At 34.6% G+C, this 17,349-nt stretch carries 21 protein-coding genes and 1 riboswitch; of the genes, 4 read left to right on the top strand and 17 right to left on the bottom strand.

All coding sequences use genetic code 11. The annotated features are described in order from the left end of the window. Positions 1–143: 143 nt before the first annotated feature. From ABE048_RS01835 to ABE048_RS01875, 9 genes are all read right to left on the bottom strand, one after another. Positions 144–1,667 (bottom strand): MDR family MFS transporter, encoded by a 1,524-nt coding sequence (locus tag ABE048_RS01835; protein ID WP_430308784.1) that lies wholly within the window; start codon positions 1,665–1,667, stop codon positions 144–146. Positions 1,668–1,889: 222 nt separating this feature from the next. Then, positions 1,890–2,672, bottom strand: coding sequence for a tyrosine-protein phosphatase (locus ABE048_RS01840; protein WP_430308785.1), 783 nt, complete (start codon positions 2,670–2,672; stop codon positions 1,890–1,892). A 131-nt stretch (positions 2,673–2,803) separates the two neighbouring features. After that, complete coding sequence (locus tag ABE048_RS01845) at positions 2,804–3,226, bottom strand: GyrI-like domain-containing protein (RefSeq protein ID WP_430308786.1); 423 nt, start codon at positions 3,224–3,226, stop codon at positions 2,804–2,806. A gap of 60 nt (positions 3,227–3,286) precedes the next feature. Next, the gene (locus ABE048_RS01850) at positions 3,287–3,457 is read right to left on the bottom strand and encodes a hypothetical protein (protein WP_430308787.1); all 171 of its coding nucleotides are present in this window, start codon (positions 3,455–3,457) and stop codon (positions 3,287–3,289) included. Positions 3,458–3,622: 165 nt separating this feature from the next. Beyond that, positions 3,623–5,452, bottom strand: a complete 1,830-nt coding sequence (locus ABE048_RS01855) for an APC family permease (protein WP_430308982.1) — start codon at positions 5,450–5,452, stop codon at positions 3,623–3,625. 119 nt (positions 5,453–5,571) lie between these two features. Next, positions 5,572–5,719: riboswitch (cyclic di-AMP (ydaO/yuaA leader) on the bottom strand. Positions 5,720–5,986: 267 nt separating this feature from the next. Further along, positions 5,987–6,694, bottom strand: coding sequence for a YjjG family noncanonical pyrimidine nucleotidase (locus ABE048_RS01860; RefSeq protein ID WP_430308788.1), 708 nt, complete (start codon positions 6,692–6,694; stop codon positions 5,987–5,989). 91 nt (positions 6,695–6,785) lie between these two features. Next, positions 6,786–7,343, bottom strand: a complete 558-nt coding sequence (locus ABE048_RS01865; RefSeq protein ID WP_430308789.1) for a histidine phosphatase family protein — start codon at positions 7,341–7,343, stop codon at positions 6,786–6,788. Between the two features lie 29 nt (positions 7,344–7,372). Further along, the gene (locus ABE048_RS01870; protein WP_430308790.1) at positions 7,373–7,876 is read right to left on the bottom strand and encodes an N-acetyltransferase family protein; all 504 of its coding nucleotides are present in this window, start codon (positions 7,874–7,876) and stop codon (positions 7,373–7,375) included. Between the two features lie 189 nt (positions 7,877–8,065). Then, on the bottom strand, positions 8,066–8,956 hold the full coding sequence (locus ABE048_RS01875) for a hypothetical protein (RefSeq protein WP_430308791.1): 891 nt from the start codon (positions 8,954–8,956) through the stop codon (positions 8,066–8,068). A gap of 149 nt (positions 8,957–9,105) precedes the next feature. On the opposite strand from ABE048_RS01875, the gene ABE048_RS01880 reads away from it, so the two are divergent. Further along, positions 9,106–9,759, top strand: a complete 654-nt coding sequence (locus ABE048_RS01880) for a YdeI/OmpD-associated family protein (protein WP_430308792.1) — start codon at positions 9,106–9,108, stop codon at positions 9,757–9,759. An 18-nt stretch (positions 9,760–9,777) separates the two neighbouring features. Beyond that, entirely contained in the window at positions 9,778–10,170 is a 393-nt protein-coding gene (locus ABE048_RS01885) for a VOC family protein (RefSeq protein WP_430308793.1), read from the top strand. Positions 10,171–10,251: 81 nt separating this feature from the next. Here the strand turns inward: ABE048_RS01885 and ABE048_RS01890 are convergent, their stop codons facing one another. From ABE048_RS01890 to ABE048_RS01910, 5 genes are all read right to left on the bottom strand, one after another. Further along, positions 10,252–10,797: an SDR family NAD(P)-dependent oxidoreductase gene (locus tag ABE048_RS01890; RefSeq protein ID WP_430308794.1), complete on the bottom strand. Its 546-nt coding sequence runs from the start codon at positions 10,795–10,797 to the stop codon at positions 10,252–10,254. A gap of 213 nt (positions 10,798–11,010) precedes the next feature. Then, positions 11,011–11,487 (bottom strand): DinB family protein, encoded by a 477-nt coding sequence (locus ABE048_RS01895; protein ID WP_430308795.1) that lies wholly within the window; start codon positions 11,485–11,487, stop codon positions 11,011–11,013. A 101-nt stretch (positions 11,488–11,588) separates the two neighbouring features. Next, positions 11,589–12,098 (bottom strand): YfiT family bacillithiol transferase, encoded by a 510-nt coding sequence (locus tag ABE048_RS01900; protein WP_430308796.1) that lies wholly within the window; start codon positions 12,096–12,098, stop codon positions 11,589–11,591. Continuing rightward, positions 12,095–12,544, bottom strand: a complete 450-nt coding sequence (locus ABE048_RS01905) for a DUF402 domain-containing protein (protein WP_430308797.1) — start codon at positions 12,542–12,544, stop codon at positions 12,095–12,097. Before ABE048_RS01905 ends, ABE048_RS01900 begins: the two co-directional genes overlap by 4 nt. A gap of 313 nt (positions 12,545–12,857) precedes the next feature. Beyond that, positions 12,858–13,253 (bottom strand): DoxX family protein, encoded by a 396-nt coding sequence (locus ABE048_RS01910; RefSeq protein WP_430308984.1) that lies wholly within the window; start codon positions 13,251–13,253, stop codon positions 12,858–12,860. Positions 13,254–13,941: 688 nt separating this feature from the next. Here ABE048_RS01910 and ABE048_RS01915 point away from each other — a divergent pair. Beyond that, positions 13,942–14,430 carry a GNAT family N-acetyltransferase gene (locus ABE048_RS01915; RefSeq protein ID WP_430308798.1) on the top strand — a complete coding sequence of 163 codons (489 nt, stop codon included), beginning with the start codon at positions 13,942–13,944 and terminating at the stop codon, positions 14,428–14,430. A 102-nt stretch (positions 14,431–14,532) separates the two neighbouring features. On the opposite strand, the gene ABE048_RS01920 is transcribed toward ABE048_RS01915, so the two are convergent. The 3 genes from ABE048_RS01920 to ABE048_RS01930 are packed head-to-tail and all read right to left on the bottom strand — an operon-like array spanning position 14,533 to position 16,466. After that, entirely contained in the window at positions 14,533–15,324 is a 792-nt protein-coding gene (locus tag ABE048_RS01920; RefSeq protein ID WP_430308799.1) for an ABC transporter permease, read from the bottom strand. Further along, a complete protein-coding gene (locus tag ABE048_RS01925) occupies positions 15,321–16,229 on the bottom strand; it encodes an ATP-binding cassette domain-containing protein (RefSeq protein WP_430308800.1) in 909 nt (302 codons plus the stop codon). The genes ABE048_RS01920 and ABE048_RS01925 overlap by 4 nt, the downstream gene beginning before the upstream one ends. Further along, positions 16,230–16,466 (bottom strand): PLD nuclease N-terminal domain-containing protein, encoded by a 237-nt coding sequence (locus ABE048_RS01930; protein ID WP_430308801.1) that lies wholly within the window; start codon positions 16,464–16,466, stop codon positions 16,230–16,232. Positions 16,467–16,642: 176 nt separating this feature from the next. On the opposite strand from ABE048_RS01930, the gene ABE048_RS01935 reads away from it, so the two are divergent. Next, complete coding sequence (locus ABE048_RS01935) at positions 16,643–17,182, top strand: helix-turn-helix domain-containing protein (protein ID WP_430308802.1); 540 nt, start codon at positions 16,643–16,645, stop codon at positions 17,180–17,182. The last annotated feature ends 167 nt before the right edge of the window (positions 17,183–17,349 follow it).

The raw sequence follows: 17,349 nt of genomic DNA on the forward strand, positions 1-17,349 counted from the left end.
GTGCATATTCTAAATCCATAATTCAATTGATTTAAAAAAAGAAACGCATCGCCTAAGTTGAATATAAACCTAGGTGTTACGTTTCTTCCAATTTGCCTTAAAGCAGACAACTATTATTAGACTTAATTAAAAATACATTTACTCTACTCAACCTGTGATTTTTTTTCAGCATTATCACTACCTGCTAAACGATCGTTTGTCAGCAAGAAAACAAAAACAACGACCAAAACAGCAGGGATAAGTGCCCATGAAAAAGTATAGCTAATCGAATTTGCTAGTGCATCAATAATTTTATGAAGAACGTCTTCAGGGATATTTGCACGAGCTTGCTCAGAAAGCAATGCACGCGGATCATTACTCGAGCTATTAAACGCATTTTCAGCTCCATGAAAAGTCTCTTTCATATCGCTAGAAAAGACATTGCGTTGAATGATTCCGTATATCGTAATCCCCACTGTCATTCCCAATTGACGAACAAATGATACGGTTGAATTTGCAGAACCACGCTGTTCAGGTCCAATATTATGAATCGCCGCCATATTTAAAACAGAAAAAGAAGCTCCTGTACCTAAGCCAACAATAATCATATACCACGTTACAGTGGCTCTAGTGGTCTCTGCATTAATCGTACTTAGTAAATAGATTCCACTGACAAAAATAAGAGCGAAAACCATCATTACATTCCGATATCCAAATTTTGCAGCACTTATAGCTCCCGTTTGAGCAGATACAACAACCCCTAGCATCATTGGCAAAAGAATTAAGCCAGAGTTAGTTGCGCTACCACCTGTTACTCCTTGAATGAAAATTGGAATGTATACAGAACCAACTATAAAGGCTACCCCAAAAAGTAGACCTAAAATGGTACTTGCAGCAAAAATCCTATCTTTAAACATCGAAAACGAAATAATAGGGTCTGATGCTCTTCTTTCAGCAAATAGAAATACGATAAATAAAACTAGAAATCCTGAAAATAAACTAATAATATTTATTGAGTCCCACTCATATTTATTGCCCCCTAATTCAAGTGCAAACATTAGGCAGACAACCGCTCCAACAAGCGTAATAGCACCAAGCCAGTCGATTTTTTGTTTCTGATGTTGAAGAGATTCAGTATAGTATAACGAAATAAGAACGAGAGAAATAATGCCTAGTGGCAGGTTGATATAAAAAATCCAATGCCAACTAATATAGTCTGTTATATACGCTCCAAGTAAGGGTCCAAAAACACTAGATAACCCGAAAACTGCTCCAAAAAGTCCTCCCATTTTTCCTCGGCTTTCTGGAGGGAAAATATCAAACATAATCGTAAAAGTAATGGGAATTAAAGCACCGCCACCAATTCCTTGAATTGCACGGTATATACTTAACTGTTCAATACTTTGAGCTGTACCACATAATATGGATCCAATCATAAATAGTGCTAGCCCCATAATAAAGAATCGTTTTCGGCCGAACATATCAGAGAGCTTTCCGAAAATCGGCATTCCGGCCATTTCTGCAACCATATATGCAGATGTCACCCATATAAACTTATCCATTCCTCCAAGGTCTCCAACAATCGTTCCCATTGCTGTAGCTACGATGGTATTGTCCATAGATGACATAAGTATGGTAAGTAGCAATCCAGCTACAATAAATTTTTGTTTGCTTTTTTCGGTCGTCATTTTACATCTCCTTTTAGCTTCATAGTTGTTATTCCTCTTTTTCAACATAAAAAAACGATAAACAATTTATATACAAAAATCAATAAAAAATGGAAAAATAAATAATTTTTTCTTCACCTATAAATCAGCTTCATAATTAAAAATTCTTTGAATAATCCGAGGAGTAAAATTATTAAAAAAGAAGGGATATCTTATAAGTATAAATAAGACATCCCTTCTCTATTATTCTAAATAATATTGTTGAAGTTGTTGACGTTTAGAAAAATCTAACCCAAACTCCCCTTCTAAAAATCTATCCGTATTTCCATATTGTTGATCAATTGCATGAAAGACAGCTTGTAAATATCCTTCTTTAGCACTCATTATATCCCCGAACTGTTGCATTTCTTGTTCGTTTAAAAGCTTAGATAATATCGGAATCATCGCATCTCTCATTGGTTTCATATAATGATTTGTCAATAAATAATCCACTAATACCGTATCTCGCGGAACGCCTAATGCTAGCAATATTAAAGCACCTCCTACACCTGTACGATCCTTGCCAGCTGCACAATGATGTAGTAATCCGAGCTGATCTGGTTCTTGGACGATATCCATTAATCTTTGATAGGAAGGATTATTAAATGCTAACTGGCTATACATTTTAGTGAAGTTATCTTCATTAATATTCTGGAGAAAATCCCGCTGATCCAGATCCTTTAAAGTAACTGTCGGCATTTCAAATCCTACATTACCTTTAGCTGGAATACGTATATTCACCACATTTCCGAAAATTGGATCTGGTTTTGCTTTCGCTTCACCATCATCTCGATAATCAAAAATGGTTCTTATACCTAGTTTCTCAAATACAACTTTATCATTCTCTGTCATTTTTGATAAATCACCTGAACGATAAAAAATCCCCTTCTTAACACGTCTTCCATCTTCCGTTTGATAGCCGCCCATATCTCTAAAATTCATGATTTTTTCGAATGGACTGGTTATTATTTTGTTCTTATTTTCCAATACTACACCCCCTACAATTCTAAAAAATACACACCAATATTAATAGACTATCATGATTGCGCCTTATAAGGTATTTTTTAACAAAATAAAAGCTACAGATTTTTTTCTGTAGCTTTCATTTATGAAATGATTTATTCAATTGGAACCCAAAGTTCAATCTCGTTATTTTCTGCTTCATCATAAAAGAGATATTTTTCGAAGCATGGAGCATGTCTAAAGTTAATTCCCTTAACATTCAATAACGCTTCTAAACTTGCTGGAATGTCTTCAATTCCGTGTTCTACGATTCCTACTAGATAACGGCCTGCTGAAACTAATACCTGATCTGGGACGCGGATTCCTTTGACAGCATTTGACACTAATCCTGCTACATAGTGCAACCCCTCATCACCCATTGATACACAAACACCATACGTAATTTTAGGTCGCTTATTCAGCTTATCTATTTCTTGTTCAAGTTTGTTCCATTGGACTGGGATATCTCCCCAAGCTCCATTTTGTACTGAAAAACCTTTCACTATAAAGCCTTCAATCTCCTCGAATCGTGCGAACATCACATCACCTCATTCCAACAACATTCTTTAAGGATACTTGGCAAAAATAAGTTTCGGTATTTATTCCTTACTTTTGCTCAATTTACCTGGTAGTAATAAGACTCCAATACCAAATGCAATAATACCAATGTATAATATATACTTAAAAATATTCGCATTCGCTATCCCAGTTGGATATGCTAGGCCTACTATCAACAATACTAGCCCTAGATAAAACACGAATAACCTCATTGGATTCTTGCCTCCTTAACCGTGATTGAGCGTAACTTATTTCACTTAACTTTTGTGGTAATCGAATTGATTTTTTCCTGCATTATTTAAGATAAACTTGTGTAATTTTACTATTCCCTATTTTCAACTAAAAAAACATTCCTTTAAAAAATTTCATTACTCAATTTATTTTTTGAGGTGATATGGAACCGTAATAAGTACAACATTTTTGCTATACAGCAGTGATGTCCTAATTAATAAACTGGATTGGTTATGCAAAATATTATGCCATCCTTTTTTGGGTATAAATTGTGGAATGATAACGGAAACTTGGCGATTTTCTTGTCTTGCTTTGTTTTCAATCTTATCAATAACTTTCGACAGTGGAGATATTAAACTTCGATAAGGTGAATACAGTGCCAACAACTTTACATCTGGGAATCTGTTTTCCCACTTTTCTTCAAACTCATGCATTGTTTCTTTATCAAACCCTATATAAACAGCAATTAAATGTTCAGGAGAAAGTGACTTAGCATAACTTAATGAATTCTCCACAACCTTGCTAATACCCCCAACAGGAACTAAAATGATATTGCCGCCAATAGTTGGGAGTACATTGTTCAATTTATCGACACGTAATTGATCGCCAACCAAATCATAGTGATTTTTTATACGATGGAATGAAAAAATTAAGGCTGGTAAAAAGATTAATATTGGCCAAACATGATCAAATTTTGTAATGAAGAAAATCATGGCAACTACAAATGATATAAATGCACCTACCGTATTAATAGCAAACTTGCTACCCCAACCTTTTGGTTTTTCCTTCCACCATTTCACCATCATACCTGTTTGAGCTAAAGTAAACGGGATAAATACACCAACAGCATATAAAGGAATTAGCTTTTCTGTTGAACCATGAGTAAGCAGGATTAGAAGCATAGCAAATACGCTCAACATGATGATCCCATTTGAATAACCTAAACGATCACCTCTAACTTGGAACATTCTAGGAATATATTTATCCTTCGAAAGATTTACTGCAAGGAGTGGAAACGCTGAGAAACCTGTATTTGCTGCCAATACTAAAATAAGTGCTGTAACGCCTTGTATAATAAAGTAAAATAGAGAACGACCAAAGACATCCTCAGAAATTTGCGATACAACTGTTTCAGTTGGACTTGGTGAAGAACCTAGGTAATAGGCTAAAAAAACAATTCCACAGAATAAGACTGCCAATAACCCCCCCATTACCATCAACGTTTTTGAAGCATTAGAAGGACCTGGGTCTTTGAAATTAGGAATCGCATTTGAAATTGCTTCGACACCCGTTAAGGCAGAACTCCCAGAGGCAAAAGCCTTTAATAAAATGAATAAACTTACCCCTGCAACTGGAGTACCGATTGCTGCGTGAAGATCCGGTGAAAATTGACCTGTCACGATTTTATAAATCCCTACTACAATTAAAATGAGTAATGCTGCAACAAATAGATAGACAGGATAAGCCAACACAGAAGCAGATTCAGTCACACCTCGTAAATTGATGATTGTTAAGATGACTAAAAAGACAATAGATATTTCTACATTATATTCATGCAATGCAGGAAACGCTGATGTAATTGCGTCTGTACCTGCAGAAATACTAACTGCTACTGTTAAAATATAGTCCACTAACAGAGAACCACCAGATACAAGCCCTGCATTTATGCCTAAGTTTTCCTTCGATACAACATAGGCACCGCCACCATGTGGATAAGCGAAAATAATTTGTTTATATGACAATATTAATGCCACTAAAAGTACAACAACAAAGACAGCAATAGGAATCGAATACCAATAAGCTGCTGCTCCTAGCGTCATTAAGACGATTAATATCTGCTCAGGACCATATGCTACAGAAGACAAAGCATCGGATGATAAGATCGCAAGTGCTTTCCTTTTACTTAACCTTTGTTCTCCTAATTCTGTAGACTTTAAGGGTCTACCAATTAACATTCGTTTTAACGAAAATTTCACCATTTACACCTTCTCCGAAAGAATGAGTCTCGTAATTCTAACTAAAAGAAAAGAAAAAAAGCCTACAAGCCCATACGAAACAGACTTGTAGACATCGTGGTTTGCCTAACAAGCTCCATTTTTCTTCTCTTATAACGCTTACGAGGTTAGCTGTCGGATTTGGACCATGAGTAGCCCTACCTTAATTAAGGATTCACCCCAAGGATATAGATTATACATCCCAAAAAATTGGTTTCCCCGCGAATTACACTTCAGCGATTTAGAAATATGAAACTTAATTTGTGAGGTAATACTACGCTCATTTTCCAAAAAAGTAAATACTTAAAAGCGAAATAATTATGGGTATTTATTACTATTTTTATAAAGACTTAATATTCAAAAAATGCTGCATGAAAAGTAAATCTTCGCAAATAAGTCCAGCGAGTACGAGCTTTTATGTTATGTTATTATGTACAAAAAATTATATTCTAAAATAAACACTGCATCACCTTTGCTATACATAGACAAAGATGATGCAGTTATTTTACATTTTATTTACTTTGAAAGGATAGGTTGCTCTTTAAGAAGAGCATGTAAGTCTTCTAAACGTTCGATTTCATACATTGGTTTCACGGAAGTATTATTCACTTTATGATGTGGATTAAACCAACATGTATCTATTCCAGCATTCTGTCCACCCTTCATATCGGATGAAAGAGAGTCCCCTATAATTAATGTAGAATGCTGATCAAATGTTGGAATACGTGAAAATACATAGTCAAAATATTCCTTCATCGGCTTTTGATATCCGGTATCCTCAGATACGAAGATATTTTTAAACAGTGGATATAATCCACAATCCTTTAAACGTTTATACTGCGTCTTTGTTACTCCATTGGTCACAATATATAGATTATACTGAGAAGCTAAACTATTGATTAGTTCTGGAGCATCTTCGATAAAATCATGGTTTTCTGCTATTAATTGTTGATAGCGTTCACCTAATAGTTTGCCATCGACTTCCTTACCATACTCTTTAAAAAGAAGACCAAAACGTGTATCAACAATTTCTTCTCGAGAAACTTTCCCTTCTTCAAACGCAGACCATAAGCTGGTGTTAATTTCTCTATAACGATTTTCAACCTCGTCTGTTAATTCTAGATTATTTTCAGCAAATAGGCGGTGCAGTGCCTCATCCTCTGCTGCAGAAAAATCTAATAATGTATCATCAACATCAAATAATAAGGTTTGATATTTGCTCAAAATAATTCCCCCAATACAACTTAGTTATAACAGAAAACATGGGAAAATAACACAGATTCATATTTTGTAATATAAGAAAGAGACTAACAACTTAATTTTCAATCCATAGTCTTTCTACTGAGTTTAATCGGTTCATCTTAAATTCCATTTTATAAATGTCCGGCATTGCTAACTGCTGCCAAAATGAAAAATCAAAACTCTTGTCAAAATATTGCATTATTAGCACCATTAAATTACCATGTGTACCGATTAAAATTCTTTTCCCTTCATATTGTGCAAGTACTTTAAGTAAAGCTTCTACTCCTCGTTTCTGCGCTTCAATGTTAGATTCTCCACCCGAAAATGAGAAGGAGGGATCAGTCCATACCTTAGAAATTGCCTCTTCAAAATTCTCTACAGGTTTTACAGAGAGCAACCGTTCACGGAAGTCAGGGTGGATATAAACATCTCTTCCAATCTTTTGTGCTACTCCTTCAACCGTTTGAATCGCACGTTTATACGGACTTGCCATTACTATGTCAATTGCTTCTTGATCTAATAGCTTTGTTAACGTATCGGCATCACGGAAACCTTGTTCTGAAAGAGGTCTACCCAATTCATCCTGCGTATAAATTGAATGTGCGTGGCGAACAAAATAAAGGATAGTCATCTGCACTGTTCCCTTCAATAGGTAAGTTCTTAAATTAAACGTAAAACCATATGATATTCATCCCAATAGGTTGAATCACTGGATTTCAATGCTCTTTTTTCTGTTCCGTATATTTCAAAGCCCAAGGATAAATATAAACTGATTGCAGGTGTATTGGTCGTTACAACTGAAAGGTAAATTTGCTCAATCCCATCAGTTTGCTTCGCATGATGGATAGCTGATTGCATTAAGCTTTTTCCTATTCTTTTTCTTCGGCCTTCTGATGTTACATACATTGCGAAAATCGTTGAACGGTGGCGTAACTTATGGCCTTGCTCTCTAATTAGTGTTACAACACCAACTAGTTGACCCTTTTCAAAAGCGCCAAAAACCCAAAATTCTTTTCGACTTAACCCATTTCGATAATCTTCCAAAGTTTTTTTTAGCTCATCTTCATATATGGTAGCAAAAGCTTCAGGACTGTCTTTTAATGCTTCTAACCTTAACTCCCGGTATGCTATTGCATCTGATTCATCTAACAGTCTAATATTCAAATTCATCCCCCTTTGTTTACATCATACCTATTCAGCTACAATCGTTCCTCGGTGGAAAAACATCTGCCACTGACCATCAACTAACTTCCAAATCGAACTACGCAAAGTGTCATTACCGCGTTTTCTAATTCCCATAAAAACAAGATTCCTTGTTGGAACCTTGTTTTTATCTTGAATAATCAAAATATCTTATTTCATAGATGTTGCCATTTTCAAAGCATCCATTGGATCATTTACTTTCTCAATCGAATACACAATGTTATTATTTTGCCATTTCACATTATTTTCTGTAGATTTAATGGCATCTAAATGAATAGATCCATTTGGTTTTGGAATAGGTAATGAGTTAGTTTCTAAAAATTCAACTGCTTGCTTTGCCAATTCGAGTCCAAGTTCTGGTTTGGTTGTTCTTGTATGGGTAGCAAGAGACCAACGTCCTTCATTCCAGCTGGTCCATAATGATCCTGCTCCTGCATCCTGATAACCTATAATATTATGGCCCAGATTCATCTTTTGCCCGCCAGCTTTACTAAAATCTTCGAAGCTAATTTTCTCATTAGCCTTTTCTAAGCTGCTGTATTTCACCACTGTATATTTCGCAATAATGGATTTTTTTGAAGCCTTTTTCAAAGATGGATCATTTACTGGTACTTCTTTATCCATTTCATAAAAAACAACTGTATATTTATTTTTCTCTACGGTAGTTGTTGCAGTTAAATGCTTCCCTTCTTTTAATGGAAGTTGACTTGGGAGTGATACCGGCAACTTCGTCTTTAGCTGTTTCTTTATCGAAGCAATGACATCTGTTTGATTGTTTCCATTTATTTCAGTTTGACTGTTGTTATTTGAGTTTATCGGTTGATTCGTCGATTGATCGTCTTTTGTTTGTTCTGCTTCAGCATCCGTATTAGTAGTCTCTCCGCTTGTTGCTGCTTCACTTTTGCTCTGATCTGTTTGCTCATGCTTTTCAGTTGGATTATCTGTATTATTATTTTCAACGTTTTTCGTGACATTCCCAGAACAAGCACTCAATAATCCCACAGCTAGCATACAACTTAAAATTTGTTTAGAATATCTCATCTGTTGCACCTCTTTTTTTGTCGATCTATAATTACACTTCCCACTTTTATTATATCTAATCTTAAAGGAAATAAATTACCGAAAAATTAAAATGCTATGACAAGGAAATTACAAACATTTATGGCATAATATCAGCATGGAGGTCTATCATGAATTCAAAATTCAAACTAACTGAAGGTACAAAAGTCCATGTTCATAACGCGCCTGACACTTTCTTATTAGAAGGCATCAAAACTACAACCACTAAACCCTTTGATCGTGTGATCGCATTCGTCTTTTCAATTGAAGAACTAACTGCCTATTTGCAACAGTGCATCGAAGAGAAACTGATCTCTGAGCAAGGCTATCTGTTCTTTGTTTATCCTAAAAAAGGGAACAAATCGTATGATACATATATCCATCGTGATGCGATTTTCCCCGCTATTTCTGTTGATGAACAAAAATACATTGTGGGTAGCGACTATAAATTTGCCACTTTATCTTCGTTAGATGATACATTCTCGATTCTGTCTATCAAGGTTGATGGCAAACAAAAAGGCAAGAAAAAAACTGCAAACAGCCAGTGCGTCGATGATTATATCGAAATGATTCCACAACTTAAGGAATTTTTATCATCAGATAAAAAGTTGCTCTCTTTTTATGAATCACTAACCCCAGGCTATCAAAAAGATTGGGCACGTTATGTATTCAGTGCCAAAAGAGAAGAAACACAAAAGAATCGTCTAGAAGAAATGAAGGACATTTTAGGACAAGGCTTTAAAACAAAGGAACTTTTTCGCCAAGCTCAAAAGAAAAATTCTTAAACAAAAGGAGAATGTCATTTGAAAGATGCAAAAGCATTTCTAATGTTCCAAGGTCAAGCAAAAGAAGCAATTGAACAATATCAAGAATGGTTTACGGATCTCTCACTCGTTAAAGTAGCTTATATGCCCGATTCAACTCAAGTGTCTATGGCAGAGCTTGATTTTAAAGGCTATCGCATTTTATTGAATGATAGTCCGATTAAGCATAATTTTGACTTTACCCCTTCTTTCTCCATCTTTATCGTATGTGAAACAAAAGAAGAAATTGAACGCTATGCTAAAGTGGTTGCTGATGGTGGTATGACATTAATGGAATTAAACAATTACGGTTTCTCTGAACTATTCACTTGGGTACAGGATCGTTTCGGCATTTCGTGGCAATTCACTTATAATCCTTTAGTGCGAAAATAAGCTTTCTTATAAACATTGTAAATAAGAAAAAGGCTACCGAAACTTTCGGATAGCCTTCTTCGCAATTATTATGAGTAATTCTTATGGTCTGCTTTGCTGAGGTTCTAGCCTTCCTACTGTCCAATTTCCAGAGTTACTGTGTTGCATCACGCGTTTAACTCCATTTGATATTTCATCATTCGTCAACCATCTAGAACGATTATTTTCGCGTATAAACCCGAGCTGAATTGTAGCGTAATTACAACTAGTTGGGGCTCCTATTTCCTCTACAGTTGGTATCTCACGGCTACTCCCTAAAACATGATAGAACGACCATTCTTTGTCTGACTTTAAATGCTTGATTAGGGTCGGAAGAGTTGATTTTGCTTTAGAATGAATCCATGCAACAACCATATCTACCGGTCCATGCTTCTGTATTAAGGTATCTAAACAATTTGCTAATATATGTGTATCAGTATAGTCCACATAATTTGGAATTATTTTCGTAGGTTCTAGTGCTTGGTTAATAAGCAGCTGCATTTTTTCTTTATTTCTAGCAATAATCGATACTTTATAGCCTTGCTCATTTAACCATAAAGAAACGCCCGATAGCATCCCTGTTCCACCAATTACAAGTGCATGCTTCATACCATCCCCCCATGTAGATTTTTATAAACCACTCCGCCAAAATGAATTTATCATTTGGTTACTTTTTCTGATACATTTCCATTTTTAATTTTTCGCCAAATTTTATAAGTTCTAATACATTCTTAAGTTGCTCCATTGTTCTCTCCATTTACTTCATGAAATAAAATAAAAGAATCCATTCCGAAAAATAGATTCCTTTAGTCTGCGTAATTTCTATTGTTGTTGCATTTCTCTTGTTGGACCCATAACACCCGGTACTGTTAATCCCGCTTGGCGTAATAACACTGTCATTTGTCCTCTATGATGTGTTTGATGATCGATTAGCGAACGTAAAAACTTACCACGTAAAACTGGGCCGCCGAAGCCATTGACCTCTTCTAAAAAATCCTCATCTGATAGTTTTGCCGCTTCATTTTTAAAGCCCTCTGAAAGCTGTTCATAGGCATCAATAATTTCAGCAATATCTGTTGGCATTTCTTGATGCCGACCTGGTCCAGGCACTTGAAGTTCAGCTAAATGACCAAATGCCGCGCCAGCGCTAATTAAATGCCATGCTAACCAACCAAGTGTATTATGTCCTTCTACTATACCTTGGTCTAATTTATCATTCGTAATTGCTTTCATAACATTCAATGTTCCTTTTGAAGAAGCCGTCCAATCTTCCAGAAAATCCTCCACTTTACGATACATACATGTCACTCCTATATGAAGATAAATTTTACAGTTTAATCATATCGAACAGAAAAAACACATGCAATTTTAACGACTTTCTAGTTAAGCTGTACTCTCTTCTATTTCAAAGCATTTTGGATATGAACTAAATGATGTTTACCATGCCATGCATAAATGCCAATACTCTTTTCTACTGTTGTAATACCCGAAACAGGATGTAAGAATGCTCGTTTCAACTGTTCTTCAGTTAAGCTTTGTAGCAAATAAATCCATCTTACATAAAGACTTTCGATTAACTGTAATGATACGGATATAGGTAGGCTAGAATCTGGTAGCTCTGCCCATTCTGTCTCTTCATACGGTTTAATGGTTGGTGTTTCTTCAGTTAAAGCTAGTTTTATACGTATATAACTGTTCATATGACTATCTGCAATATGATGAACAAGTTGGCGGACAGTCCATCCATTTTCGCGATATGATCTATTAAGTTCTTCATCACTTAAGTCTTTGACAACTTCTGTTAATTGCTCTGGTAGTACACGAATTTCTTCAACCCATTCTGCAACTTGCTCTTTCGAAATAACATCATCACATTCAAACTGACCAATCGGGTATCTTTCATCTGTCATTTCACTTTCTCCCCACTTTCAAGCTTTATTATCTCTAAAATCTCTTTATGCTTCTGTGCTAAATTTAATAACTTAAAACTTCCGTTATGTAATAGATTCATGAGTGTATTTGTTTCTTTCCATGCTAAATCATACTGAGCCTGATCAATTTCTCCATTTTGTAAAGCCTCTTCTAATTCATCTTCATCTAATAGAAAAGTCTTTTCTGAAGGTAATACCACGATATCCAAATATAAATCATCCATATAAGGTATACCGTTTTCTTCACCATTGCGGAGGCAAATATCAATATATGTATATACGATATTACCGTTCCTATCAAACGTAGTGGTTATTGCGTGATTGCTGTTACTAGGAAACTGCTGTAACCATATATAGCCATCATCAACAATACATATATTTTCCTCTTCATGATTCACATAGAGTGGGCTAGCTACTTTAACCATATCGAGTAATGCAATATAGCCTTTAAATTCTTTCGTATCAAGATAGGATTGTGCATAATTCTTTTGTAAAATGCGTTTCCAATCAGGGCGATTTCCGTACTTTCTCTTTAGAATAACTATACACTCCCTCTATTTTTCCTTATTATACTATCTTATCATTTTTACAAAAATAAATATCTAAATATTCAGAAATAAAATTAGGCCATCATAGAAATAGATTTTCTAGATAGCCCTTTACCGAAGTATCGATTACTTCAATCTATTTATTTGGTAAGGAAATTCTAGTTTTTCTTTTACACATCTAATTCCAAAATTAGTCTTCTACGCTTTCACTAGTTGATACCAAAAATACGACTACGTTTAGCACGAAGAATATAAAGGGCTTCATAGCAATTTCTAGACCTTGTCCTACCATTAAGTGTGTTGATGTAGCTCCAACCATCACAACAGCTAATGCTCCACTAGAAATAGGCACAAATCCTTTCTTCCAAAAACCTATTAATAAGCCGATAGATGAAGTAACTTCAACTGCACCTACACCATACATGATAATCTTTCCGTAGCCAAATACTTCAGTAAAATTCTCTACATGCATTGGATTAGCAGTTAATTTCATATAACCGAAATACATAAAAGCAAGAGCCAATAAAAATTGGATTATCCCAACTGATGACTTCTTTAAAATAGCAACTCCTCCTCTATTACAAATTACTTTCTATTAATATATAGTCTCGGAGTATTGAGTTTAGAAGTAGATTTATCAAAAAGTCATAGATTTCGGGATTTATATCAAAAAACGCTCTAACGATAGAAACATGGTTAGAGCGCTTTCCTATTATTCATTTATTTTTAAGAGCTTTATATTAAGCAGCAGGGTTAAAAACATTCACTTTTCACTATTCAGATTTGGATGTTCCACTACAGACGGCGCTTTCCACGGGCTTGGCTTCAATCTCCTCGGGCCAACACGATGTTGGTCACGAAGCCGTTGCCACAGGACGTGGCGTTCTTAGGCTTTGTTCCTTAAAAGATGCGCTCCTGCATCGCTTCGCTAGCTTCGTCGCAAGAAATTCTTTTTAACAAAAGAATTTCTTCCTGCGGGGCTTTCAGCTCAAGCTTTTCCCGTAGGACATTGAATTAGCTTCCTTGAATTAGCACCGCACGAAGAAAATGCGAATGCATTTTCGAGGACTCGCCGTCTTTCGCTCCACAATAAACAAAATTGGTTATCATTAGATGTTTGTATATTTCATATGAATTTTGCATTATGAAATTGTACAATTACTTCTATCTATAATAATAGCACAGTAATAATAGTAAAACATTGTTGATGATTTGCCTACTTGTACTTAATTGAATACGGACGAGGTTAAAAAAAGGAGAAGTGAGGGATTAAATTGATAGTACAAATAAAAGAGATGAATGAAACACTTGCAAAAGAAATTCTTAACTGGCAATACGATCCACCATATGACTTCTACAACAATGACTGCACAGATGAAAATATAATAGAATTGCTTAACGATCAGTTTAAAGCAATTGTTGATGAACATAATCAAATAGTCGGATTTTTTTGTGTTGGGGAATCAGCTAAGGTGCCAGCCGGCTACAAATTTGGTGTCTATGATGCTGATTTGATCGACATAGGTTTAGGAATGAATCCTAACCTTGTTGGTAAAGGATTTGGCTTTGAATTTTGTACTTCTATTATTTATTTTATTAAGAATCAGTTTGGAGAGTCACCTATTCGACTAACTGTTGCTACATTTAACAAACGAGCTATCCATTTATATGAAAAGCTAGGGTTTTTCTATGAAAATCGGTTTAACTCTGGTTTTACAGAATTTATTACAATGATAAATAAGAGTGCTGAAGAAAAAGAATGAGCAATCTAAATAATACAATCAATTACTAAGAGCCTTGCTAATTTTATCGGTTGCAAGGCTCTTTGTTTTATTTCAATACTATCTTCAATGGGAACATTTCGGTTAGTTTGTATGGTATTTCTTTTGAGAAATCCAATAATGAGACATCTTTAATGTTATCAAAATCCATATAAGTGTAATAAAAAAATTTCCGTAAAGACTCGAATTAACTGATCCTGTTATTAATAACTCAGTGGCATGTTGACTCATTCCTGCAGGGTTTAGTAAACCATTTATTGAATGTAAACCACAAATTAATCGAATAATAAGGAGAAATAAAATACTAAACATAGCAATAATTCCCTGTCCATTAAAAATCGTACTAATCATAGTAGTAAACGTAATCATAAAAAGAGCCCATACAAGGTAGAAGACCAATGCTATTAACATGCGTGAAATAGGAATGCTGTTAAATAAATAACTTACATATAAGTACGAAATAAAATAACCTATCGTAATGCTTGTAGCTACAAACAAAAAGCTTGAAAGCGTCTTTCCGCCAATGTATGTGCCTACTGTTACTGGCCTTGTTAAAATAAAATCAAGCATTCCGTTATTCTTATCAGACTGAATAATTCCCATCATAGAAACAACAATAATAATAATACCAAGTTGGTCAAATTGAGAACCAATGGTTGAAGCAAGCACCTGTCCTCCGTCTTGTTGAACCATATTAGGATCAATAGTAATCCCCTGGTTTCCGCCTAGTGACCCTAATATCGAAGGTAGAAAATAAGTAATAATTGGCTGCGTAGCACCTAAAAAAATAAATACGAGTGGCAGCCAGATAATCCTAAAATCGCGAAGTAGCTGAACACGTTCTTTTTTCATTAAAATATTAAATTGTTGATTCATGCGTTCACCACCATTTTCAAAAATATTTCTTCGAGTGTATCAGTGCTACCAACCTCAAACTTTATAAGATCGACTTTGTTTTCCAATGCATTAAAAAGTATCATATTTTTATTTTTCTGAATATTTTCCATCGAAATTTTGGCTCTATTCCCTATTAACTCCACGTTCTTTACATATGGAAGCTTTCTAATTAACTGAACCCACCCTAAATCTTTAGCAGTTATTTCAAGATGCATTACCGATTCACAATCTCTATTTAATAATTCTGCCAATGTTGTATCTTCTATTTTAAGTCCGTCTTTCATGACTACAAAGCGTTCACATATCTCTTCTGCATCACTTAATATATGGGTGGATAATAAAATAGTCGCTTCATGTTTAATTTCTTGAATTAAATTTAACACCTCTCTACGCCCTATGGGATCCAAGGCAGAAACAGGCTCATCCATGACTATTAAAGATGGCTTATGAAGAAGTGCTTGAGCAATACCCAACCTTTGCTTCATACCCCCTGAAAAAGTTTGAACTTTTTTATTGTGTTCTTTAGAAAGTCCTACTTTATCCAAAATTACTGGTATATCTTTAACTAATTCCTTTTTCGGTATACCTGATAAGCCACCCATAAAAAGTAGTATTTCTTTAGCTGTCATCCATGAGAAGAAGTCAGGATATTGCGGAAGATATCCAATCTCTCGCTTCATATCTGAAATTTTCTTTCCATCAAGGAGAACTTCCCCCTGATCAGCAATTAGAATATCTGCGATAATTTTAATGAGTGTAGATTTCCCTGCACCATTTGGACCAATAAGCCCAATACATTGACCTGTTTCAAATTCCAAAGAAAAATTATTTACCGCTACCTTATCCTTAAACTTTTTTGTCACATTTTTTATTTCTAATTTCAATTATGCTCTACCGCCTTTTCGACCGATTGTAAAGTATAAAATCGGACCTACTGTGTTAATAAACAAAATTACAATAGTCCATAATAAAATATTTTCTCTTACCTTTCGATGCCTATATAAATCAATCAAAGCTATAAGTATCAAAATTAAACCAACAATCAAAATTGGCAAAACAATCGGCAAAATAGCCATCCAATCGAAACCTTTAAAGTCATCAAAACCATAATGTAGCTTCATTTCATTTCTCCTTCCATTATTTCATTATCAATATTGATAATGATAATATAACATAAAGACTTCTCAATTGCAGTTGTTTTTTCACCAAATTTTATGATAATATTTTTTATTATTAATATTGATAATATAATTGTTTAAAAAAAATAAAATCTTACTATTTACAAAAGGAGTAAAAAATGACGAATAAAGCTGAGATTTTAATGCATCCTGTCAGATTAAAAATAGCCCAAGCCCTAATGAGAAACAAAGAAAAAGGTTTGACTCCACTTGAAATGGTAAAAATCATTAAAGATGTTCCTCAAGCAACATTATACCGACACATTCAAGTTTTACATGATGCCGGGGTTATTAAAATTATCAAAGAAAAAAAAGTTAGATCCGTCTCTGAAAAATACTATACGCTAAACGAAGAAGCAGCTCGACTTAGCTCAGAGGAGTTGAAAAAATCTACAGATGAAGAAAAATTAAGTTACGTATCTAATTACCAACTTACTCTATTAACACAGTATCAAAATTACCTTTCAACACTAAAACAAAAAAATTGTACAGAAGATCGTTCAACTTTTTCTCTTGTAGAAATGAAACTCGAGGAACAGGAATTTGAGAATTTCCAACACGATTTAAATGATTTAATGATTAAGTACTACAATAGAAACAATAAAAATCCTGACGTTCCAACACATACGATTGCAGTTACAATTATTCCTGAAATTTAGATAAACATTTCACCACATTTAATATTTAATATTCCAATTTGGATTTTCCGCTACAGACAGCGCTTTCCACAATGAACAAAATTGGATATCATTAAATCTTCTTATATTTCATATTAATTTTGCATTACGAAATTGATTCAAACGAAAAAAATGGCACTATATTTAAA

This window comes from Rummeliibacillus pycnus (assembly GCF_050459865.1).
GTDB lineage: Bacteria > Bacillota > Bacilli > Bacillales_A > Planococcaceae > Rummeliibacillus > Rummeliibacillus pycnus_B.

What these genes read in the sequence shown, in the direction of transcription:
- ABE048_RS01890 (WP_430308794.1), bottom strand. Translation starts at nt 10,797, where the DNA reads ATGAAGCATGCACTTGTAATTGGTGGAACAGGGATGCTATCGGGCGTT.
- ABE048_RS01920 (WP_430308799.1), bottom strand. Translation starts at nt 15,324, where the DNA reads ATGAATCAACAATTTAATATTTTAATGAAAAAAGAACGTGTTCAGCTA.
- ABE048_RS01905 (WP_430308797.1), bottom strand. Translation starts at nt 12,544, where the DNA reads ATGGTTAAAGTAGCTAGCCCACTCTATGTGAATCATGAAGAGGAAAAT.
- ABE048_RS01835 (WP_430308784.1), bottom strand. Translation starts at nt 1,667, where the DNA reads ATGACGACCGAAAAAAGCAAACAAAAATTTATTGTAGCTGGATTGCTA.
- ABE048_RS01935 (WP_430308802.1), top strand. Translation starts at nt 16,643, where the DNA reads ATGACGAATAAAGCTGAGATTTTAATGCATCCTGTCAGATTAAAAATA.
- ABE048_RS01895 (WP_430308795.1), bottom strand. Translation starts at nt 11,487, where the DNA reads ATGTATCGTAAAGTGGAGGATTTTCTGGAAGATTGGACGGCTTCTTCA.
- ABE048_RS01880 (WP_430308792.1), top strand. Translation starts at nt 9,106, where the DNA reads ATGAATTCAAAATTCAAACTAACTGAAGGTACAAAAGTCCATGTTCAT.
- ABE048_RS01900 (WP_430308796.1), bottom strand. Translation starts at nt 12,098, where the DNA reads ATGACAGATGAAAGATACCCGATTGGTCAGTTTGAATGTGATGATGTT.
- ABE048_RS01930 (WP_430308801.1), bottom strand. Translation starts at nt 16,466, where the DNA reads ATGAAGCTACATTATGGTTTTGATGACTTTAAAGGTTTCGATTGGATG.
- ABE048_RS01845 (WP_430308786.1), bottom strand. Translation starts at nt 3,226, where the DNA reads ATGTTCGCACGATTCGAGGAGATTGAAGGCTTTATAGTGAAAGGTTTT.
- ABE048_RS01850 (WP_430308787.1), bottom strand. Translation starts at nt 3,457, where the DNA reads ATGAGGTTATTCGTGTTTTATCTAGGGCTAGTATTGTTGATAGTAGGC.
- ABE048_RS01875 (WP_430308791.1), bottom strand. Translation starts at nt 8,956, where the DNA reads ATGAGATATTCTAAACAAATTTTAAGTTGTATGCTAGCTGTGGGATTA.
- ABE048_RS01865 (WP_430308789.1), bottom strand. Translation starts at nt 7,343, where the DNA reads ATGACTATCCTTTATTTTGTTCGCCACGCACATTCAATTTATACGCAG.